Here is a 16020-nt window from a genome sequence, read left to right on the forward strand (position 1 = left end):
CAACAACCTCCAACTCTATGGTTCGACCAATTTTCGTAGAACGATAGAACCATTTTAATGGATAGACCTCCGCCTTGAATCCCCCTCGAGGGGGATGGCGGCTGCCCCTTGCCCCCAATCTCGGTTCGACCTCTCCGTCGGAGACGGCCTCATCCCCGCGACGATCGACCCTCTCCGCCGATTCGCTCCGCGCGCTGCACGGCCTCTTCCCGGTTCTTCGCCCCCAGCTTATCGTAAATCCGGGCCCGGTGGGTCTTCACCGTCTCGTAGGAGATCCCCAATCTCGCCGCGATCTCCTTCCCGTTCAGCCCGTCCAGCAGCCCTTGATAGACGTCCATCTCCCGCGGGGTGAACAGCGTCTCGAACGGATGAACGGCCGGTCCGCCGGCCCCCGCTCCATCCATTCCGCTAAGCACGGTGCGAACGAAGGAGAGAGAAGCCGCCGCCGCTCCCCGGTAATACCCTTGCTGCTTCGCGGCCGCCAGATCGGCGAGCAGCCCTTGCAGGGGCGCTCCTTCGTCGACGAGCAGCCGGATGAAGTCGTTTTTCTCGGCGATTCGCAAAGCTTCTTCCAATTGGACCAGCGCCCGTTGCTTGTCCCCCTCTTCCAGATGGAGGCGGGCCTGCAGCGCCAGAACTTCGACGGCGTCGAGCAGCCTCATCTCCTGCTGGGCCAGATGCAGCAGCTTATGGAGGAGGACGGCCGCTTCCCCGCGGCTTCCTGTCGCAAGCAGCACGCGCGCGTAGAGCAGGTAATCGTACAGCGAATACGCGGAGACGAGATCGCGAGCCGTCAACCGGCAGCCGCTTCCCCATTCGACGGCCGGCCCCGGATCGCCGTGCAGCAGCCGAAGCCGCCGCAGCTCCAGGTCGAGCAGCTCGGCGCCGCGCGGAATCTTCATCCACTCCATCCTCCGCTTCCCGGCTTCCAATAACTCGCAGGCTTCGAACAGGCGGGCTTGGGCGGATCGGATGCGGGCCAGGACGATCCACCCCGGGACCAGCTCGTGCTCGGGACGGTCCGGCTTGCGTTCCGCCCAGGCCAATCCTTCCGTCGCATAGCGCTCCGCCGCCTCCAGGTCGTTCCAGCCATAGAGCATTTCCGCGTAATTGATAAATAGGCGAGCCTGGAAAAACGGGTTCACGGCTCTGTACAGCTCGGCCAGTTGAAGCGTGTACGGCTCCGCGACCGCCCTTGCGGCATGCCCGTTGCCGATCCGGTACGTCCGCGCCGTGACGGGCTGAAGCGGCGTCTCCGGCAGGCCGAACAGAATGCGGATGCCGTCCGGCGCGTACCGGACGACCTTCTCGTAATGCTTGCGCGCTTCCGCCAGATCGTTGCGGCCGAACACCATGATCGTGCCCCGCACGTAGTGGGACATCGCGAGGAATTGGCCGCGTTCCTCCGGCGGCATTCCCTCTTGAGCCGCGTCGAACCATGCTTCGGCCTCGGAGAGCAGCGTCTCCGCCTTCGCCGTGTCTCCCGCGTACTCCGCGACGAGCGAATTGGCATAGGAAAAAAACAAGACCGGATGAGCGAGCAGATGCTCGCTCGGAATCGCGGACAGCCATCGCCCGAGATGGGACCATTCCCACCCCACCACCCGCGAGGTCATCTCCTCCAGCACTCCCACGGCGCGATCGTAACAGCCTCCGAGCAGGAAGTGCTCGACCGCTTCCTCCCGAAGTTCCCGCTCCCGGAACCAGAGCCCCGCCGTCTCGTGCAGCGAAGCCGGCCGCTCCTCGGGGTCTTGCTCCAGCTGCCGGCGGAGGAATTCTTCGAACAGATGATGGAACCGATACCAGCTTCCCTTCGCGTCGAGCGGAACGACGAACAGCTGCAGCTTCTCGATCTCGCCGATGAGCGCCGCCGCGTCCTCGAACCCGGAGACGGTTCGGCAGAGCGGCGCGCACCAGCGCTTCAAGATCGAGGAACGAACGAGGAACTTCCGCAGCCGTGCGGGCAGCCTCGCGTACACTTCCTCCAATAGATATTGGCGGATCTGGCGGTTGTAGCCGGCGAATTCCCCGACGAAGGCAGCTTGATCCTCCCAGCTTCGCATCGAGAGAGCGGCCAGCTTCAGCCCCGTGACCCAGCCCTCCGTCTTGTTCACCAGCGCCGCTATGCCTTCGTCTCCAAGGCCGATCTGCTCCTGCCGGAAAAAACGCGCCCCCTCCTCGCGGTCGAACCGCAGATCGTCGGCGTTCAGCCGGAGCGCCGCTTGCCCGGCTTCCATCCGGGCCATCGAGAAGCCCGGCTCGGCGCGGCTTAACAGCATCAGATGCACGTGCGAAGGCAGATGCTCGGCCCAGTAGGAGATGCCGTTCAAGAGGCGGGGCTCCCGAATGACGTGGAAATCGTCCAGCACGAGAACCAGCCTGCCGTCGCCCGCCGTGCGGTTCAAGGCGTTGAGGCACACAATGAGCCCTTGCTCCGCGGCGTTCGAGTCCAGGGAGGACAGCACCGGCTTGATCTCCTCCAGATAGCCGGGCCGGACGCCGTCGATGGCGGCCGCGATATAACGCCACATTCGCCCGCCTTCGTTGTCTCCTTCGTCCAGGGACACCCAGGCCGCGTCAACCTCGGCTTCCGTGATCCACTGGCAAGCGAGGGTCGTCTTGCCGAACCCGGCCGGAGCGCAGATGAACGTCAGCGATGCGGCGGCGCCTTCGCCGAGCCGGTTCGTCAGGCGGGGGCGGCCGACGAGCGCGGTCCGGGCGCGCGGGACGGCCAGTTTGGCTTGAAGCAGAGCTTGCTCGAAGAGAAGTTCCCTATTGTCCGATCGGTTCATAGTCGTTGCGGGCTCCCTGTTTGCTATGTATATAACCAGTATAGTACATGTGACCGGATGGAGGGACGCGAATCGGGAAAATTCGACATGCAAAAAACCGCACGGAGCCGTCGCTCGCGTGCGGTCGCTTCGCGTATTCGATTATTGCGGCAGCTCGACCGACACTTCCCGGCGCTGCTCCGCCGAACGGAGGACGCCGTCGATGATGGCCTGCTGAATGAGAATCTGCTCTCCCGGAATCGGGGCCGGCCGGCCGTCGCGCACCGCTTCGGCGAAGTCGCGCACCTTCTCGTCGAACAGGTTGAGGGAATGCCCGATGAGCGGCACTTCCGTCGACGTATGCCCGCCGAAGTCGTCGTGGAACAGCGTCATCGAGCCGACCGCTCCGTCCCAGACGCCGGACCAGGGGCCCGTTCCCGCCGGCGTCACCTTCAGCCCGGCATCCGTGCCGAGGAAGATCGTCGCGCCGAGCGTATCCATGTGCATCGCCCAGGAAATCTTGAATTGCAGCACCAGGTCGTTCTCGAACCGGACCATCGCCACGCCGAAGTCCTCGACCTCGAACTTCGAGGCTTCCGGATGATAGAGGGGATTCGTGCCGAAATGGTTGGCCGTGAAGGCCGACACCGAGACGGGTCGCGGATAGCCGAGCGTGTTGAGCGCCATGTCGAGGGAATAGCAGCCGATGTCCGCCATCGCCCCCGCTCCGGCCAGCGTCTTGCTGATGAACGTGCCTCCCGGCATGCCGCGGCGGCGTCCGCCTCCCGTCTCGACATAGTAGACGTTGCCGAGCCGGCCGGATTGGACGATGTCCTGAAGCCGCTTCATGTTCGGGTCGTACCGGGGCTGGAAGCCGATGGACAGCATGCCCCCCGTCTCCTTCGCCGCCTGCACCATGTCGAGCGCCTCCGCCAGAGTCACCGACATCGGCTTCTCCAGCAGCACCTGCTTGCCGGCGCGCAGCGAATCGACCGCCGTGCGGTGATGGGATACGTTCGGCGTGCAGATGCTGACGGCGTCCAGGTCCGTCGCCAGCAGCTCGGTGTGGCTGTCGTAAGCCGCCGCTTCCGTCAGTCCTTCCCGTTCGGCGAACTCCTTGGCCTTGCCCGGAATGACGTCCGCGACGGCGACGATCTCCGCGAACGGCAGCTTGCGGTAAGCCGATACGTGCGCGCGGGCGATGCCGCCCGTGCCGATAATGCCTATTTTCACTTTTGCGCTCATGGTCGTTGAAATCCTCCCATTCGTCTATGCCTCGTTCCGGCATCGTTGTCTCGATCTCGTCCTCTTGCCCGCTTCGGTCTATCGTTCTACGATCTCTCGTTCCCGGCTCTCTCGCTTGCGCTTCGCGGCCGTCCGGTTCCGTGCAAGCGGCGATAGGCGGCGGGCGTCATCCCGAACTTGCGCTTGAACACCGGGTACAGGTAATTCGGGTTCGCGTATCCGTGGTCGAGGGCGATCTCTTCGATCGGCCGGTCCGTGCCCAGCAGCTCCTCTCGGATCCGCTGCAGCCGGACGTGCTCGACCCAATCGCGGAAGGAGGTGCCGCCCTCGCTTCGGAAAATCCTCTGCAGCTGCCGGGGGCTGACGCGCACCCGCTCCGCCACGTCCTCCAGCGTAATGGGGCGCGATTCGTTGTCCTCGATGAATTGGGTGGCCAGACGGAAGCGATGGTCCTTCATGTCCCTCTCGGGAATATTGCCTCCGTTGCCGGGAGAAGCATGGACGCGTGCCGCCCGCAGCAGAATCTGGACGATCGTCTGCTTAAGCGTCGCGTAGAACCCGATCGGCTGCTCCTCCCACGCCCGGTAAGCGTCGAGGAAGCAGCCCATCGCGTGATAGCGGTCGAACGCCGGTACGGCCGGCATCTCCCGGAGCACTCGAATGCACTCTTCCGCTTCCGCGGCTTCCAGCGAGTCGCCCCAGCCGTTGTCCGTATCCGCTTCCAAGGGAACGAATTCGCAGTGAAGGCACAGCTCGTACATCGGGTCCGCTTCGTCCGAGCGCTGCTCGTGAACGACGTCGGGTCCGGTCAAGTAGAACAGCCCTTCCCTCAGCTCGTGCAGGTCGTCCCCGATCCGGACGGAGCCCTTCCCCTTCGGGATGAAGTGGAATTCGAACTCCGAATGCTTATGCGAAGCGATGACATGGCCCGGCTCGAACGAAGCCAGGTGGCAGTGGAGGACCCGGATGCCGTACCGGCCCCAGCGGAACCGAAGGTCCAGCCGGTCGAGCGCGTCGCGCTTCTTCTCCATTCTCGCGAACGGGAACGGCGCGGCGCTCCCCGCCTTGCGCTCTCCCGTCTCCGGCTGTTGCCACGTCGTCTGCATCCGTACGCCTCTCCTCTCGCGCTTCCTCTTCACGTCTGGCCGGCGACCTCGCTAACGCCGTTCCGGCTAAGCTTACCCTTGCAAATCTCCGATCCGGATCGGCTTGCCTTCCGCGACCGAACGGTTCGCCGCTTCCATCAGCTTCGTCAGGTCGGCGGCCAGCCGCACGTTCTCCGTCGCTTCCGTGCCTTCCAGGATGTGCCCGACCCATTGATCGAACGCGAACGGCTTCCTCTCGCCGATCGGCACTTCCTGCCAGCCGTCTCCGAGGCTCTGGCTGCGAACGAGGATCTTCTCCTCCGGGAACCCGAACAGCAGCGTTCCGTCCGTGCCGTGAAGCTCGATGCAGAACGGCGAATGGCTGTTGACGAAGCCCGCCTCCGCGATGCCGATCGCCCCGTTCGCGTAGGACATCACCGCGACCGCGTTGTCCTCGACTTCCTTGCCTGTCACGTAGCCGTACGTAGCGCTAACGCTCTCCGGCAGTCCAAGGAACAGGCGGACGAGATAGACGGGATGGCAGCCGAGATCGATCAGGGCTCCCCCTCCGCATTGCTCCTTATTATAGAAATGCTCGGGCAGCCAATTCGCCGTCGCCCCGTTATGCGACAGACGCACGCGGGCGAGGGTGAGACGGCCGAGCGTTCCTTCCTCCACGATCTTCCGGATCGGTTGCGTATAAGCGTCGTAAACCCGCGGCAGCGAGACCGTCAGCTTCACGCCCGCCTTCCCGACTTCCTCCAGAATCTCGTTCACTTCCTTCAGCGTGGGGGCGACGACCTTCTCGGTGAAAATATGTTTGCCCGCCCGGGCCGCCTTCACCATGACGTCCCGGTGAATATTCGTCGGCGCGTCGACGACGACCGCGTCGATGTCGCTTCGCGACAGCAGCTCGTCCAGGGAGGCGATGAAGGGCACGCCGTACTTGGCCGCCTTCTCTTCGCCGCGCTCCGGGATCTCGTCCCAGATCGCCGCGATCTCCGTCTCCGGATGGTCGAGCACTTGCCGGGTATAGTCTTCCGCGTGTACATGCCAGTAGCTGATCATGCCGATCCTTATCATCCCGTCCGCTCCTTATCCACTTCAAATAGGCGACACATCCACAAGATAGCACACCCGAGCGCGGGGAAATAATAAACGATCGTGCCATTTTAACTATAATATTACGACATCCGCATGCCATTATCCCTTCCCGTCAGGGGGCTCGCGCCCAAAAAAAGAGCCCAATCGATTCCGCTTTGGCGGTCCTGCGGTCTCCGTTCATCCTGATCGCGTGGGATAATGTATGCCCCCGCTCATCCTGATCGCATGGGATAATGGAATGAATCCCGCTTATCCTGACAGAGTGGGATAATGGCATGCGCCCTGCTTCTCCTGACAGAGAAGGATAATGGCATGCGGCCTGCTTATCCTGACAAAGGGAGATAATGGCGTGCACCCCGCTCTTCCTGACAGAGAGGGATAATGGCATGCTCGCTTCAAAGAGGCAAGGCTCTGACGGGTTCGCAGACTACGAGGAGTTACGCAGACTGCCGCGAACAAAACGATAAATGAAATTTATCATATCGATACAAAATACAAGATTCTAATTATCATCCATTCTTGCTATTCTATCCGTAGAACCATTCTAGAGTCGGAGGAATGATGGAGATGGCACAAGGTTCCGGATTGGAAGGCGTCGTGGCGGCCGAGACGGAGATCGGTCACGTGGACGGCGAGAAGGGGTTGCTCATCTATCGCGGACATTGGGCGAAGGACTTGGCCGTGCGGCATACGTTCGAGGAAGCGGCCCACCTGCTCTGGCACGGCCGGCTTCCGGACGACGGGGAGTTGAACGAGTTCAAAAAGAAGCTTGTTGCCGCGCGTACGCTGACTCCCGAGCTTCGCCGGCTGCTGGACGCGATGCCCAAGCGCGCGCCGCTGATGAACGTGCTGGAAGCGGCGGTCGCCGCGCTCGCCGAGGAGGAACCCGCAGGCCCGCCTTCCGTCGACGCGGCGATCCGGATCGCCGGGATGCTGCCGGTCGCGATCGCGTACCGCCATCGGCAGGCGAACGGGCTTCCTTGGGTCGAAGAGGCGCGGGAGGAGGGGCACGTCGCCCATTACCTGCATCTGCTCTTCGGCCGTCCGGCCGAGCCCGCCGCCGTTCGGGCGATGAACGCCTATATGATTTTGACGATGGAACACGGGTTGAACGCTTCGACCTTCGCCTCCCGGGTGGTGACCTCCACGGGATCGGACCTGCATTCGGCCGTCGCCGCCGCGATCGGGGCGATGAAGGGCCCTCTCCACGGAGGCGCCCCGTCGGGCGTCCTCGAGCTGCTCGAGAAGATCGGCTCGAAGGAGCGGGCCGAGCCATGCCTGAGGGAGCTTCTCGGCCGCGGGGAGCGGCTGATGGGCTTCGGCCACCGCGTCTACAAGACGCGGGATCCGCGGGCGGAAGCGCTCCGCGAGGTGTCGGCGGCGCTGGCCGGAGACGATCCGTGGCTGGACCTGGCCCGGCACGCGGAGGAGGTCGCCGTCCGGCTGCTGGAGGAATTCAAGCCGGGACGGAAGCTGTACGCGAACGTGGAATTCTACGCCGCGGCCGTCATGCGGGCCGTGCGGATGCCGGCCGAGCTGTTCACGCCGACCTTCACCGCGGCCCGGGCCGTCGGCTGGACCGCCCACGCGATCGAGCAAGCGGCGAACAACCGGATCATCCGGCCCCAGTCCGTCTATACCGGACCTTGGCCCGCAAGCTCCGGAGAAGCCCCCGTTCGCTAAGCCAAGCCATGTCCATGTCCATGTCCGTCTTCCCCGCTTGTTGGCTAGCCCGGCGAGTCCGGTTTCCTGCGAAACCGCTCTTCGCCGGGCTTCTCGTGTCCGGGCAAGCGATCGGATTAATTCGCATGGTCCATTAGGACCATTTTGCGATTCGCACGCTCTACAAAAGCCGCGCTGCCGCCGATATAGTAAGATGATATAGATCCATTAGCCTTGGATTTTTTATCCAGGATCTATGCACATCTACCGGGGAGTGGACATCTATATGTACCGTTCGATCAAATTCCGATTAGCGCTTCTTCTTTTCATTCCCATTTTCTTCTTCGTGCTTACGGCCGTTACGCAGCAGAACACGATATCCTCCAATCTTCATAAAATGACGAATTCCCTTTACGAGACTTCCTTCAAAGCCAACGATCTCGTCCAGCAGGCGGACCGGGACATGTACCAGGCCTTGCGGGATTACGATCTTCTGCGGCTGGCCAAGCTGGACCAAGCCGCCTACGACCAGATCGCGAAGGACTTCCGCGACAACGCGCAGCAGGTCCGCGACCGTCTCGCGCAGGCTTCGGACATTCTGAAGAAGAGGAACCTGCTCGGCCTGCAAGATCCGGATTCGAAGAGAACGGCAGGCGACCTGCTGAACGAATTCCAAGCGGGAATCGAAGAGTGGCTGAAGGCGGCGGCGGCGAACGTCGAGTCCCGCTCTCCCGCCGACGGCGAGCAGGAGATCGCTCTCGCCCAGAAGTTCGAGAGCAGCCGCGCCGCGGTCGACGCCATGGGCAACATTCTGAGCCGGTATGCGGAGAGCGAGACCGCCGGCATGAAGAACGAGATGAATTCGACGCGTACGATTACCTGGTCCGCCCTGATCGTGGAATGGATCGCGATCATCGTCCTGGGCCTGCTTCTCATCCGTTATCTCGGCCGTTCGCTGAATCGCGCCGTGAACAAGACGAAGCTGGTCGCGGCCGGCAATCTCCAGTCGATCCCGGACGGCAAATACCGCAAGGACGAGCTGGGTCAGCTGAACGAAGCGGTCGATACGATGATCGAGAAGATGCGGGGGCTCGTCGGCAAAATCATCGACAACACGCAGACGGTATCCGCGTCGGCGGTGGAGCTGTCGGTCAGCGCCCAGGAGTCGGCCGCCGCGTCCAATCACGTCGCCGAGAACATTCAGGAGGTCACCTCCCAAGTCGAGCTTCAGGCGACGATCTCGGACGAGTCCAGCCGGGCCGTCGAGGAGATGGCCGTCGGCGTGCAGCGGATCGCGGAGAACACGTCGGCGATCTCCGATTACTCCGCGACCGCGTCCGAGCAGGTCGACCAAGGCAACGCCCGCGTTCAGACGCTGCGGGTGCAGATGCACGGCATCTACGAGACGATTCAATCGCTGTCCCAGATCGTGAAGCAGCTGACCGACAAGTCGGAGCAGATCGGTCAGATCACCGAGAACATCACCGGCTTCGCGAACCAGACGAACATTCTCTCGTTCAACGCCTCGATCGAAGCGGCGCGGGCGGGCGAACACGGCAAGGGCTTCGCGGTCGTCGCCCAGGAGATCCGCAAGCTGGCCGCGGGCTCGATCGAATCGGCCGAGGTGATCAGCAACCTGATCGCCGAGACGCGCGAAGAGATCTCGAACGCTTCGAAGTTTATGGACACGACGATGGAGCAGGCGGAGAAGGGACACCTCATGATGTCCGACGTCGAGCGGGACTTCGCCGCGATTCTTCAGGCGGTCAAGCAGGTGACCGTGCAGGTGCACGAGACGTCGGCGATCACGGAGCAGATGTCGGCGAGCTCCGAGGAAGTGTCCGCCAGCATGGAGCAATCGTCCAACACCGCACGCGAGGTGGCCGGCAAGGCGCAGACCGTCGCGGCGGCGACCGAGGAGCAGCTGGCGCTCATGGAGAACATCTCCCACGCGTCCGAGCAGCTTCAGCATATCGTGCGGAGCTTGAAGGAATCCGTCAGCCAGTTCAAGCTCTAACTTCGAGGGAGCAAGGCGTCGCCTGCTCGGCGCGCTTTGTCCTTCGATCGGCGGCATTAGGTCTCAAGCTCGATCGAGCGGCAGTCGGGGATGACCCGGCTGCCCTTTTTTTATTTTTTTTGCGAAAAGGGTATTGTATAGTGTGTATTAAGTGATATAATACACTTAACACGAACGAAACAATGAAAGGATGTTCCCGATGAACAACTCTCAACCTTATAGCTACGTCTTCATGATCGCCATCATTCTGCTCGTCTTCTGGCTGCGCAGCCGCCGCAGCGCCAATCCTCGCCCCGTCAAGCGCAACGGCTACGGCATGTTTATTCCCGTCGTCCTGCTCCTGGTCGCATTCTGCGGCACTCTCGCTTCGCTCTCGCATACTCCCGGTCAACCGTTCCACCTCCCCGCCGTCTGGGAGATTGTGTGCGCGTGCCTGATCGGCGTCGTCCTCGGCAGCGTCATGCTCTACCATACGGGATACGAGAAGCGCGAGGACGGTCTCGTCTACTCCCGCCCGAACAAGAACTTCAAATACGTCCTGCTCGCGGTGATCGTCATCCGCATCGGGCTGGCCCAATACTTCAAGAACCTCGACTATGTCGAGTTCACCTTCTTGACGATGTTGATGGCTTACGTCTACGTCTGCATCTGGAGAATCGGCAGCTTCGTGAAGTTCCGCCAGACGCTGGCGCGATAAACAAGAGGGTCTCTCCCGGCGTCAAGCCGACGAAGAGACCTCGAACGGCGCTTCGCCCTCGCGGCGGGGCGCCTTTCTTTTGCGTTTTTCCATCCCCCGTTCGCCCTCTATCTCTCCCCCTTCCATCCCGCCGTTCGCCATCGAACTCAAGCGCATAAACGCAAAAAGCTCCCCGAAGGGAGCTTATGCGTCGAGCCGTATGATCGGCCCGGTCGGCGGGGACAATTAGAATCCGCCCATGCCGCCCATGTCGCCCATGCCGCCAGGCATGCCGGCAGGAGCTTTGTCTTTCTCCGGCTTGTCGGCGATGACCGCTTCGGTCGTCAGGAACATAGCCGCTACGGATGCCGCGTTCTGCAGAGCGGAACGGGTTACCTTCACCGGATCGATGATGCCGGCTTCGAACATGTTGACCCACTCGCCGGAAGCGGCGTTGTAGCCGACGCCGACCGGTTCCTTCTTCAGGCGCTCGACGATGACGGAGCCTTCTTGGCCGGCGTTAGCCGCGATCGTGCGGATCGGCTCTTCCAGAGCGCGCAGGATGATGTTCACGCCCGTCTTCTCGTCGCCTTCCGCTTGAACGGCGGCAACGGCGTTGTATACGTTCACGAGCGCGGTACCGCCGCCGGAGACGATGCCTTCTTCTACCGCAGCGCGGGTAGCGTTCAGGGCGTCTTCGATGCGCAGTTTACGCTCCTTCAGTTCGGTCTCGGTAGCCGCGCCGACCTTGATGACGGCTACGCCGCCGGCCAGCTTGGCGAGACGCTCTTGCAGCTTCTCGCGATCGAAGTCGGAAGTCGTCTCTTCGATCTGAGCCTTGATCTGGTTGACGCGGGCTTGGATGTCGCTGGAGTCGCCTGCGCCGTCGACGATGATCGTGTTCTCTTTGTTGACGCGCACTTGGCGAGCCGTACCGAGCTGTTGCAGAGTCGTCGACTTGAGCTCGAGACCCAGCTCTTCGGTGATGACTTGGCCGCCCGTCAGAGCCGCGATGTCTTGCAGCATCGCCTTGCGGCGGTCGCCGAAGCCCGGAGCCTTAACGGCTACGCAAGTGAACGTGCCGCGCAGACGGTTGACGATCAGGGTCGCTTGCGCTTCGCCTTCGACGTCTTCCGCGATGATCAGCAGCTGCTTGCCGGATTGAACGACCTTCTCGAGCACCGGAAGGATCTCTTGGATGTTGGAGATCTTCTTGTCGGTGATCAGGATGTACGGGTTCTCGAGCAGAGCTTCCATCTTGTCCGTGTCGGTGATCATGTACGGGGAGACGTAGCCGCGGTCGAACTGCATCCCTTCGACGACTTCGAGCTCCGTGTTGAAGCCCTTGGATTCTTCGACGGTGATGACGCCGTCCTTGCCGACTTTGTCCATCGCGTCCGCGATCAGTTGGCCGACTTCTTCGTCCGCTGCCGAGATGGCGGCGACTTGGGCGATGTTGCTGCTGCCTTCGACTTGCTTGGAGATCTTCTTAAGCTCTTCGACGGCGGCCTTGACGGCCTTGTCGATGCCCTTGCGAACGACCATCGGGTTCGCGCCGGCGGTAACGTTCTTCAGGCCTTCGCGGATCATCGCTTGAGCCAGAACGGTAGCGGTCGTCGTGCCGTCGCCCGCTACGTCGTTCGTCTTCGTGGCGACTTCCTTGACGAGCTGAGCGCCCATGTTCTCGAACGCGTCTTCGAGTTCGATCTCCTTGGCGATCGTTACACCGTCGTTCGTGATCAGCGGGGATCCGAACTTCTTCTCCAGAACGACGTTGCGGCCCTTCGGTCCGAGCGTCACTTTAACGGCATTGGCAAGCGTATCTACGCCGCGAAGCATCGCGCGGCGGGCGTCTTCGCTGAATCTGATTTCCTTAGCCATTCTTCAATAACCCTCCTCGAAATATCGTTCGAACTTACGTATGGGAAAACCCGAAGCTTATGTCGTTCGCGAATCTCTCGTACGGCCGATTAGCCTACGATCGCGTGGATGTCGCTTTCCTTCATAATCAAATACTCTTTGCCCTCGTACTTGATCTCGGTGCCTGCGTATTTGGAGAACAGAACACGGTCGCCCACTTTGACTTCGAGCGCTACGCGCGCTCCGTCCTTGTTCAGCGATCCGCTGCCCACCGCTACGATGGTTCCCTCTTGCGGCTTCTCCTTGGCCGTGTCCGGCAGGACGATGCCGCTTGCGGTCTTCTCTTCCTTGGCACTCGCTTCGACAAGTACGCGATCACCCAAAGGTTTGATCATGAAAATAGCCTCCTTTGTAAATAGGTTAACGGTTAGATGTGAGGGCTGTTAGCACTCAATCATGAACAGTGCTAATAACCATCTCTTATGATACTGATTTTGCGATTGGTTTTCAAGCCCTTTTCCGTTAAAAAAAGCAGACCCGCTCCTCGCTTCGGGTCTGCTCCGTACGTGTATGCTTCACCCAGTCTCTCCAACGGCGGCCGCGTTCATTCACACGCGGAAGTGGCCGGCCATCGCCTTCAGGCGGGACGCCATGTCGCTCAGGCGGTCCGCCGTGAGCACCATCTCTTCCGTGGACGACGATTGCTTCTGCGTCATGGTGGACACCTGCTCCGTGAACGAAGCGGTCTCTTCGGTGACGCGGGCGATCTCCTGGATCGACTGCGAGACCGACTCGCTGCCCGCGGTCATCTCCTCGATCGCGGCAGCCGCTTCGACGATGTTGCTGCTCAGCGTCCCGACGTCCCCCGCGATGCCGCTGAACGATTCCTCCGCCCGGCGCATGCCGGCGACCGCGCCGAACACCTGCTCCGCGCTCTGCTCGAACATCGCCGCCGCCCCGCCGATATCCTTGGACATCGCCTGCAGCGTGTCCCCGATCTGCACGGCGGACTGCTGCGTCTGGTCGGCCAGCTTGCGGATCTCGCCGGCGACGACGGCGAAGCCGCGGCCGTGCTCGCCGGCGCGCGCCGCCTCGATGGCCGCGTTCAGCGCGAGCAGGTGCGTCTGGTTGGATACTTCGGATATGTAGCCGATAATCTCGAGCACCTGCTCCGACTTCTGGTTGAGCCCGCGGACGGAATCCTGAAGCGATCGGAACGACTGCTCGACTTGCACGATGTCCTCGGTCGCGGTCCGGAGCACGGAGGAGCCGTCCTCCGCCCGGCTGCGCGTCGAGAGCGCGGCGTCGGAGACGCCGGTCGTCGTGCTCGCGACCTGGCTAAGGCCCTGCAGCGTCTCCTGCATGACGGCCGTGATCTGCTGCGACTTGGCCACCTGCGTGACCGCGCCCGCGGCGACCCGCTCGACCGCCTTGGATACCTCGCTGCTGACGCGGGCGTTGTCGTCCGCGCCCTGCTTCAGCTGGATCGCGGCCGCGGCCAGCTCGGCCGTGCTCTCCCGCAGCTCCTTCATCATCTTCTGCAGCCCGTCGAGCATCCCGTTCGCGGCGATCGCCAGATCGCCGACCTCGTCCTTGGAAGGAACGGAGATGCGCCGGGTCAGGTCCCCGCCGGAGGAAGCGATGTTCTTGAGCGCGTTCGTCACGCTGCCGATCGATCCCAGCACGGAACGGTTGAAGTAGGCGATCCCGATGCCGCCGGCGACGATAACCGCGGCGGTGATGACGATCACCTCGACGATCAGGGCCGCGTTCGCCTTCATGTCGATGCCCGCGACGACAAGCGCCAGCGCCAGCAGCTGCAGCACGCTGATCCCGATGTAGCCGATCAGCGCCTTCCGTCCCAATCCCATTCCCGATTTGCTCATACGGACGTCCCCTCCGACAATAGGTTCCAAGGGCCCGGGAACGCTTGTCCAAATCCCCGGCGATCCCGGAATGGAACCGTTATCATAGTTTGTTTTACCTAGTTTACCACATTTTCCGGAAGAGGAATATCGGAAAATGACGAGAAAAAGCGGACCGGCCGAAGCCGCTCCGCTAGAGGTCAACCGACCGCCCCGGCAAGCGATGCCCAGGGGCCTATCCGCCTTCCTTCTTCAGCGCCGCCCTTCCGTTCAGCCGGCGCATGACGTCCCGGACGAGCTCCCTCTTGAAGCCCAGAATCAGTCCCGCGTACAGGACGATGCCGCACGACAGCTGCAGGACGAGGATGAGCCCGTCCGAATTCAAGCGGCTGGCGGCGATGCCGAGGGCGAAGACGCCGGCCGCCATGAGCAGGCTGTACAGCGTGCCCGGCAGCATGCTTCGGCAGTAGGCCGCGAAGCAGTTGCCGATGGCGATCCGGATCGACTGGTAGTAATTCACGAGGACGATCAGCGCCTGGGCGATCAGGTACGCGTACGCGACGCCGATCGCGCCGCCGGCCTCCGCGCCGATCCAGAGGCTGGGGAGGAGAATCGCGAAGCAGATGAGGGCGTAATAGAATCTCGTATTCGCCCTCCCGATCGCGAGCAGCAGGCTGTGCGTCGGAATGATGGCCGAGCGGACGAGAAGCATGATCGCCAGAATCTGGACCATGACGATGCTCTCCGTCCACTGCTCCCCGAACGCGAACGGCACGAGATAAGGAGCCGTCACCGCGAGCCCCAGATAGATCGGTCCGGCGACGTAGCTGATCATGGTCGTGATCTGCAGGTAGCCGCTGCGCAGCTGCTCCACGCGATCCTGGATCCTCGCGAGCAGCGGCAGCGAGATCTGGGAGATGAGCGGGCTCAGCTTCTGCATCGGCATCATGCAGAGCTGGTAGGCGAACGTGTAGTAGCCGAGCTTCTCCGCGCCGATCATCCGCCCCAGGATCAGATAGTCGATGTTGGTCATGAACGACTGGATCATCCCGGAGCCCATCTGGTAGAAGCCGAAGCTGAGATAGCCCTTCAAGTCCTTCCTGGAGAAGTAGAAGCTGGGCGCCCAGAGGCGCCAGCCCGCGAAGGCGAGGCACAGCGACTTGAACAGGGCGTTCGACAGATAGGAGGCGACGAGCGCGTAGACGCCGAAGCCCCAGAGCGCGCCGAAGAACACGGTCGCGAACCCGACGACGTAGGCGGCGATGTCCACCTTGGCCAGATATTCGAAGCGCAGCTCCTTCTGGAACAGCACCTGGAACTGCTGGCCGATCGCCGGGAAGAAGCAGAGCAGCGCCATCCACCGCATCGGCCCGAGAAGCTCCGGCTCTCTGTAATAGAGAGCGGCGAGGGGCGCGAGCAGCCACACGATCGCCGCCAGGCCGGCCCCCGCCGCCAGATTCAGAATATAGAGGCTGGACAGCTCGTTCTTCGTCACGTTCTGCCGGTGGATGATGGCGTTCGAGATGCCGAAGTCGCTCATCGCGATCGCGACCATGACGACGACCATGATCATGCTGATCAGGCCGTAATCCTCCGGGGAGAGCATCCGGGAGACGGTGACGACCTGCGCGAGCTGGACGATCGCGGAGACGGCGGTGGCCAGGGTCGACCACTTGGCCGCGTTGATTCCTTTGGTTTTCAGAGACATAAGCTTCCCTCATTCTTCGTCTGGTGT

At 62.3% G+C, this 16020-nt stretch carries 11 protein-coding genes; 3 read left to right on the forward strand and 8 right to left on the reverse strand.

From position 1 onward, the window contains the following. Positions 1-149 precede the first annotated feature (149 nt). The 4 genes from H7B90_RS14045 to H7B90_RS14060 all read right to left on the reverse strand — a co-directional run bounded on the left by H7B90_RS14045 (position 150) and on the right by H7B90_RS14060 (position 6184). Complete coding sequence (locus tag H7B90_RS14045) at positions 150-2792, reverse strand: winged helix-turn-helix domain-containing protein (RefSeq protein ID WP_185136514.1); 2643 nt, start codon at positions 2790-2792, stop codon at positions 150-152. Positions 2793-2933: 141 nt separating this feature from the next. Beyond that, on the reverse strand, positions 2934-4016 hold the full coding sequence (locus tag H7B90_RS14050; protein WP_185136515.1) for a Gfo/Idh/MocA family protein: 1083 nt from the start codon (positions 4014-4016) through the stop codon (positions 2934-2936). Positions 4017-4102: 86 nt separating this feature from the next. Then, a complete protein-coding gene (locus H7B90_RS14055) occupies positions 4103-5122 on the reverse strand; it encodes an AraC family transcriptional regulator (RefSeq protein ID WP_185136516.1) in 1020 nt (339 codons plus the stop codon). Positions 5123-5194: 72 nt separating this feature from the next. Continuing rightward, positions 5195-6184, reverse strand: coding sequence for a Gfo/Idh/MocA family protein (locus tag H7B90_RS14060; RefSeq protein WP_185136517.1), 990 nt, complete (start codon positions 6182-6184; stop codon positions 5195-5197). 588 nt (positions 6185-6772) lie between these two features. Here H7B90_RS14060 and H7B90_RS14065 point away from each other — a divergent pair. From H7B90_RS14065 to H7B90_RS14075, 3 genes are all read left to right on the forward strand, one after another. Further along, positions 6773-7888, forward strand: coding sequence for a citrate/2-methylcitrate synthase (locus H7B90_RS14065; protein ID WP_185136518.1), 1116 nt, complete (start codon positions 6773-6775; stop codon positions 7886-7888). 265 nt (positions 7889-8153) lie between these two features. Beyond that, positions 8154-9884, forward strand: coding sequence for a methyl-accepting chemotaxis protein (locus H7B90_RS14070; protein ID WP_185136519.1), 1731 nt, complete (start codon positions 8154-8156; stop codon positions 9882-9884). A gap of 199 nt (positions 9885-10083) precedes the next feature. Then, positions 10084-10581 (forward strand): CcdC protein domain-containing protein, encoded by a 498-nt coding sequence (locus tag H7B90_RS14075; RefSeq protein WP_185136520.1) that lies wholly within the window; start codon positions 10084-10086, stop codon positions 10579-10581. Positions 10582-10806: 225 nt separating this feature from the next. Here H7B90_RS14075 and groL read toward each other — a convergent pair whose 3' ends face one another. From groL to H7B90_RS14095, 4 genes are all read right to left on the reverse strand, one after another. Beyond that, positions 10807-12441 carry a chaperonin GroEL gene (gene groL / locus H7B90_RS14080; RefSeq protein WP_185136521.1) on the reverse strand — a complete coding sequence of 545 codons (1635 nt, stop codon included), beginning with the start codon at positions 12439-12441 and terminating at the stop codon, positions 10807-10809. Positions 12442-12530: 89 nt separating this feature from the next. Next, positions 12531-12815 (reverse strand): co-chaperone GroES, encoded by a 285-nt coding sequence (gene groES, locus H7B90_RS14085; protein ID WP_126961006.1) that lies wholly within the window; start codon positions 12813-12815, stop codon positions 12531-12533. 213 nt (positions 12816-13028) lie between these two features. Then, positions 13029-14306, reverse strand: coding sequence for a methyl-accepting chemotaxis protein (locus H7B90_RS14090; protein ID WP_185136522.1), 1278 nt, complete (start codon positions 14304-14306; stop codon positions 13029-13031). A 214-nt stretch (positions 14307-14520) separates the two neighbouring features. Then, positions 14521-15993 (reverse strand): MOP flippase family protein, encoded by a 1473-nt coding sequence (locus H7B90_RS14095; RefSeq protein WP_185136523.1) that lies wholly within the window; start codon positions 15991-15993, stop codon positions 14521-14523. Between the last annotated feature and the right edge of the window lie 27 nt (positions 15994-16020).

It is taken from the genome of Cohnella xylanilytica, from assembly GCF_014212175.1.
GTDB lineage: Bacteria > Bacillota > Bacilli > Paenibacillales > Paenibacillaceae > Cohnella > Cohnella xylanilytica.

What these genes read in the sequence shown, in the direction of transcription:
- H7B90_RS14045 (WP_185136514.1), bottom strand. Translation starts at nt 2,792, where the DNA reads ATGAACCGATCGGACAATAGGGAACTTCTCTTCGAGCAAGCTCTGCTT.
- H7B90_RS14055 (WP_185136516.1), bottom strand. Translation starts at nt 5,122, where the DNA reads ATGCAGACGACGTGGCAACAGCCGGAGACGGGAGAGCGCAAGGCGGGG.
- groES (WP_126961006.1), bottom strand. Translation starts at nt 12,815, where the DNA reads ATGATCAAACCTTTGGGTGATCGCGTACTTGTCGAAGCGAGTGCCAAG.
- H7B90_RS14075 (WP_185136520.1), top strand. Translation starts at nt 10,084, where the DNA reads ATGAACAACTCTCAACCTTATAGCTACGTCTTCATGATCGCCATCATT.
- H7B90_RS14090 (WP_185136522.1), bottom strand. Translation starts at nt 14,306, where the DNA reads ATGAGCAAATCGGGAATGGGATTGGGACGGAAGGCGCTGATCGGCTAC.
- H7B90_RS14095 (WP_185136523.1), bottom strand. Translation starts at nt 15,993, where the DNA reads ATGTCTCTGAAAACCAAAGGAATCAACGCGGCCAAGTGGTCGACCCTG.
- H7B90_RS14050 (WP_185136515.1), bottom strand. Translation starts at nt 4,016, where the DNA reads ATGAGCGCAAAAGTGAAAATAGGCATTATCGGCACGGGCGGCATCGCC.
- H7B90_RS14070 (WP_185136519.1), top strand. Translation starts at nt 8,154, where the DNA reads ATGTACCGTTCGATCAAATTCCGATTAGCGCTTCTTCTTTTCATTCCC.
- H7B90_RS14065 (WP_185136518.1), top strand. Translation starts at nt 6,773, where the DNA reads ATGGCACAAGGTTCCGGATTGGAAGGCGTCGTGGCGGCCGAGACGGAG.
- groL (WP_185136521.1), bottom strand. Translation starts at nt 12,441, where the DNA reads ATGGCTAAGGAAATCAGATTCAGCGAAGACGCCCGCCGCGCGATGCTT.
- H7B90_RS14060 (WP_185136517.1), bottom strand. Translation starts at nt 6,184, where the DNA reads ATGATAAGGATCGGCATGATCAGCTACTGGCATGTACACGCGGAAGAC.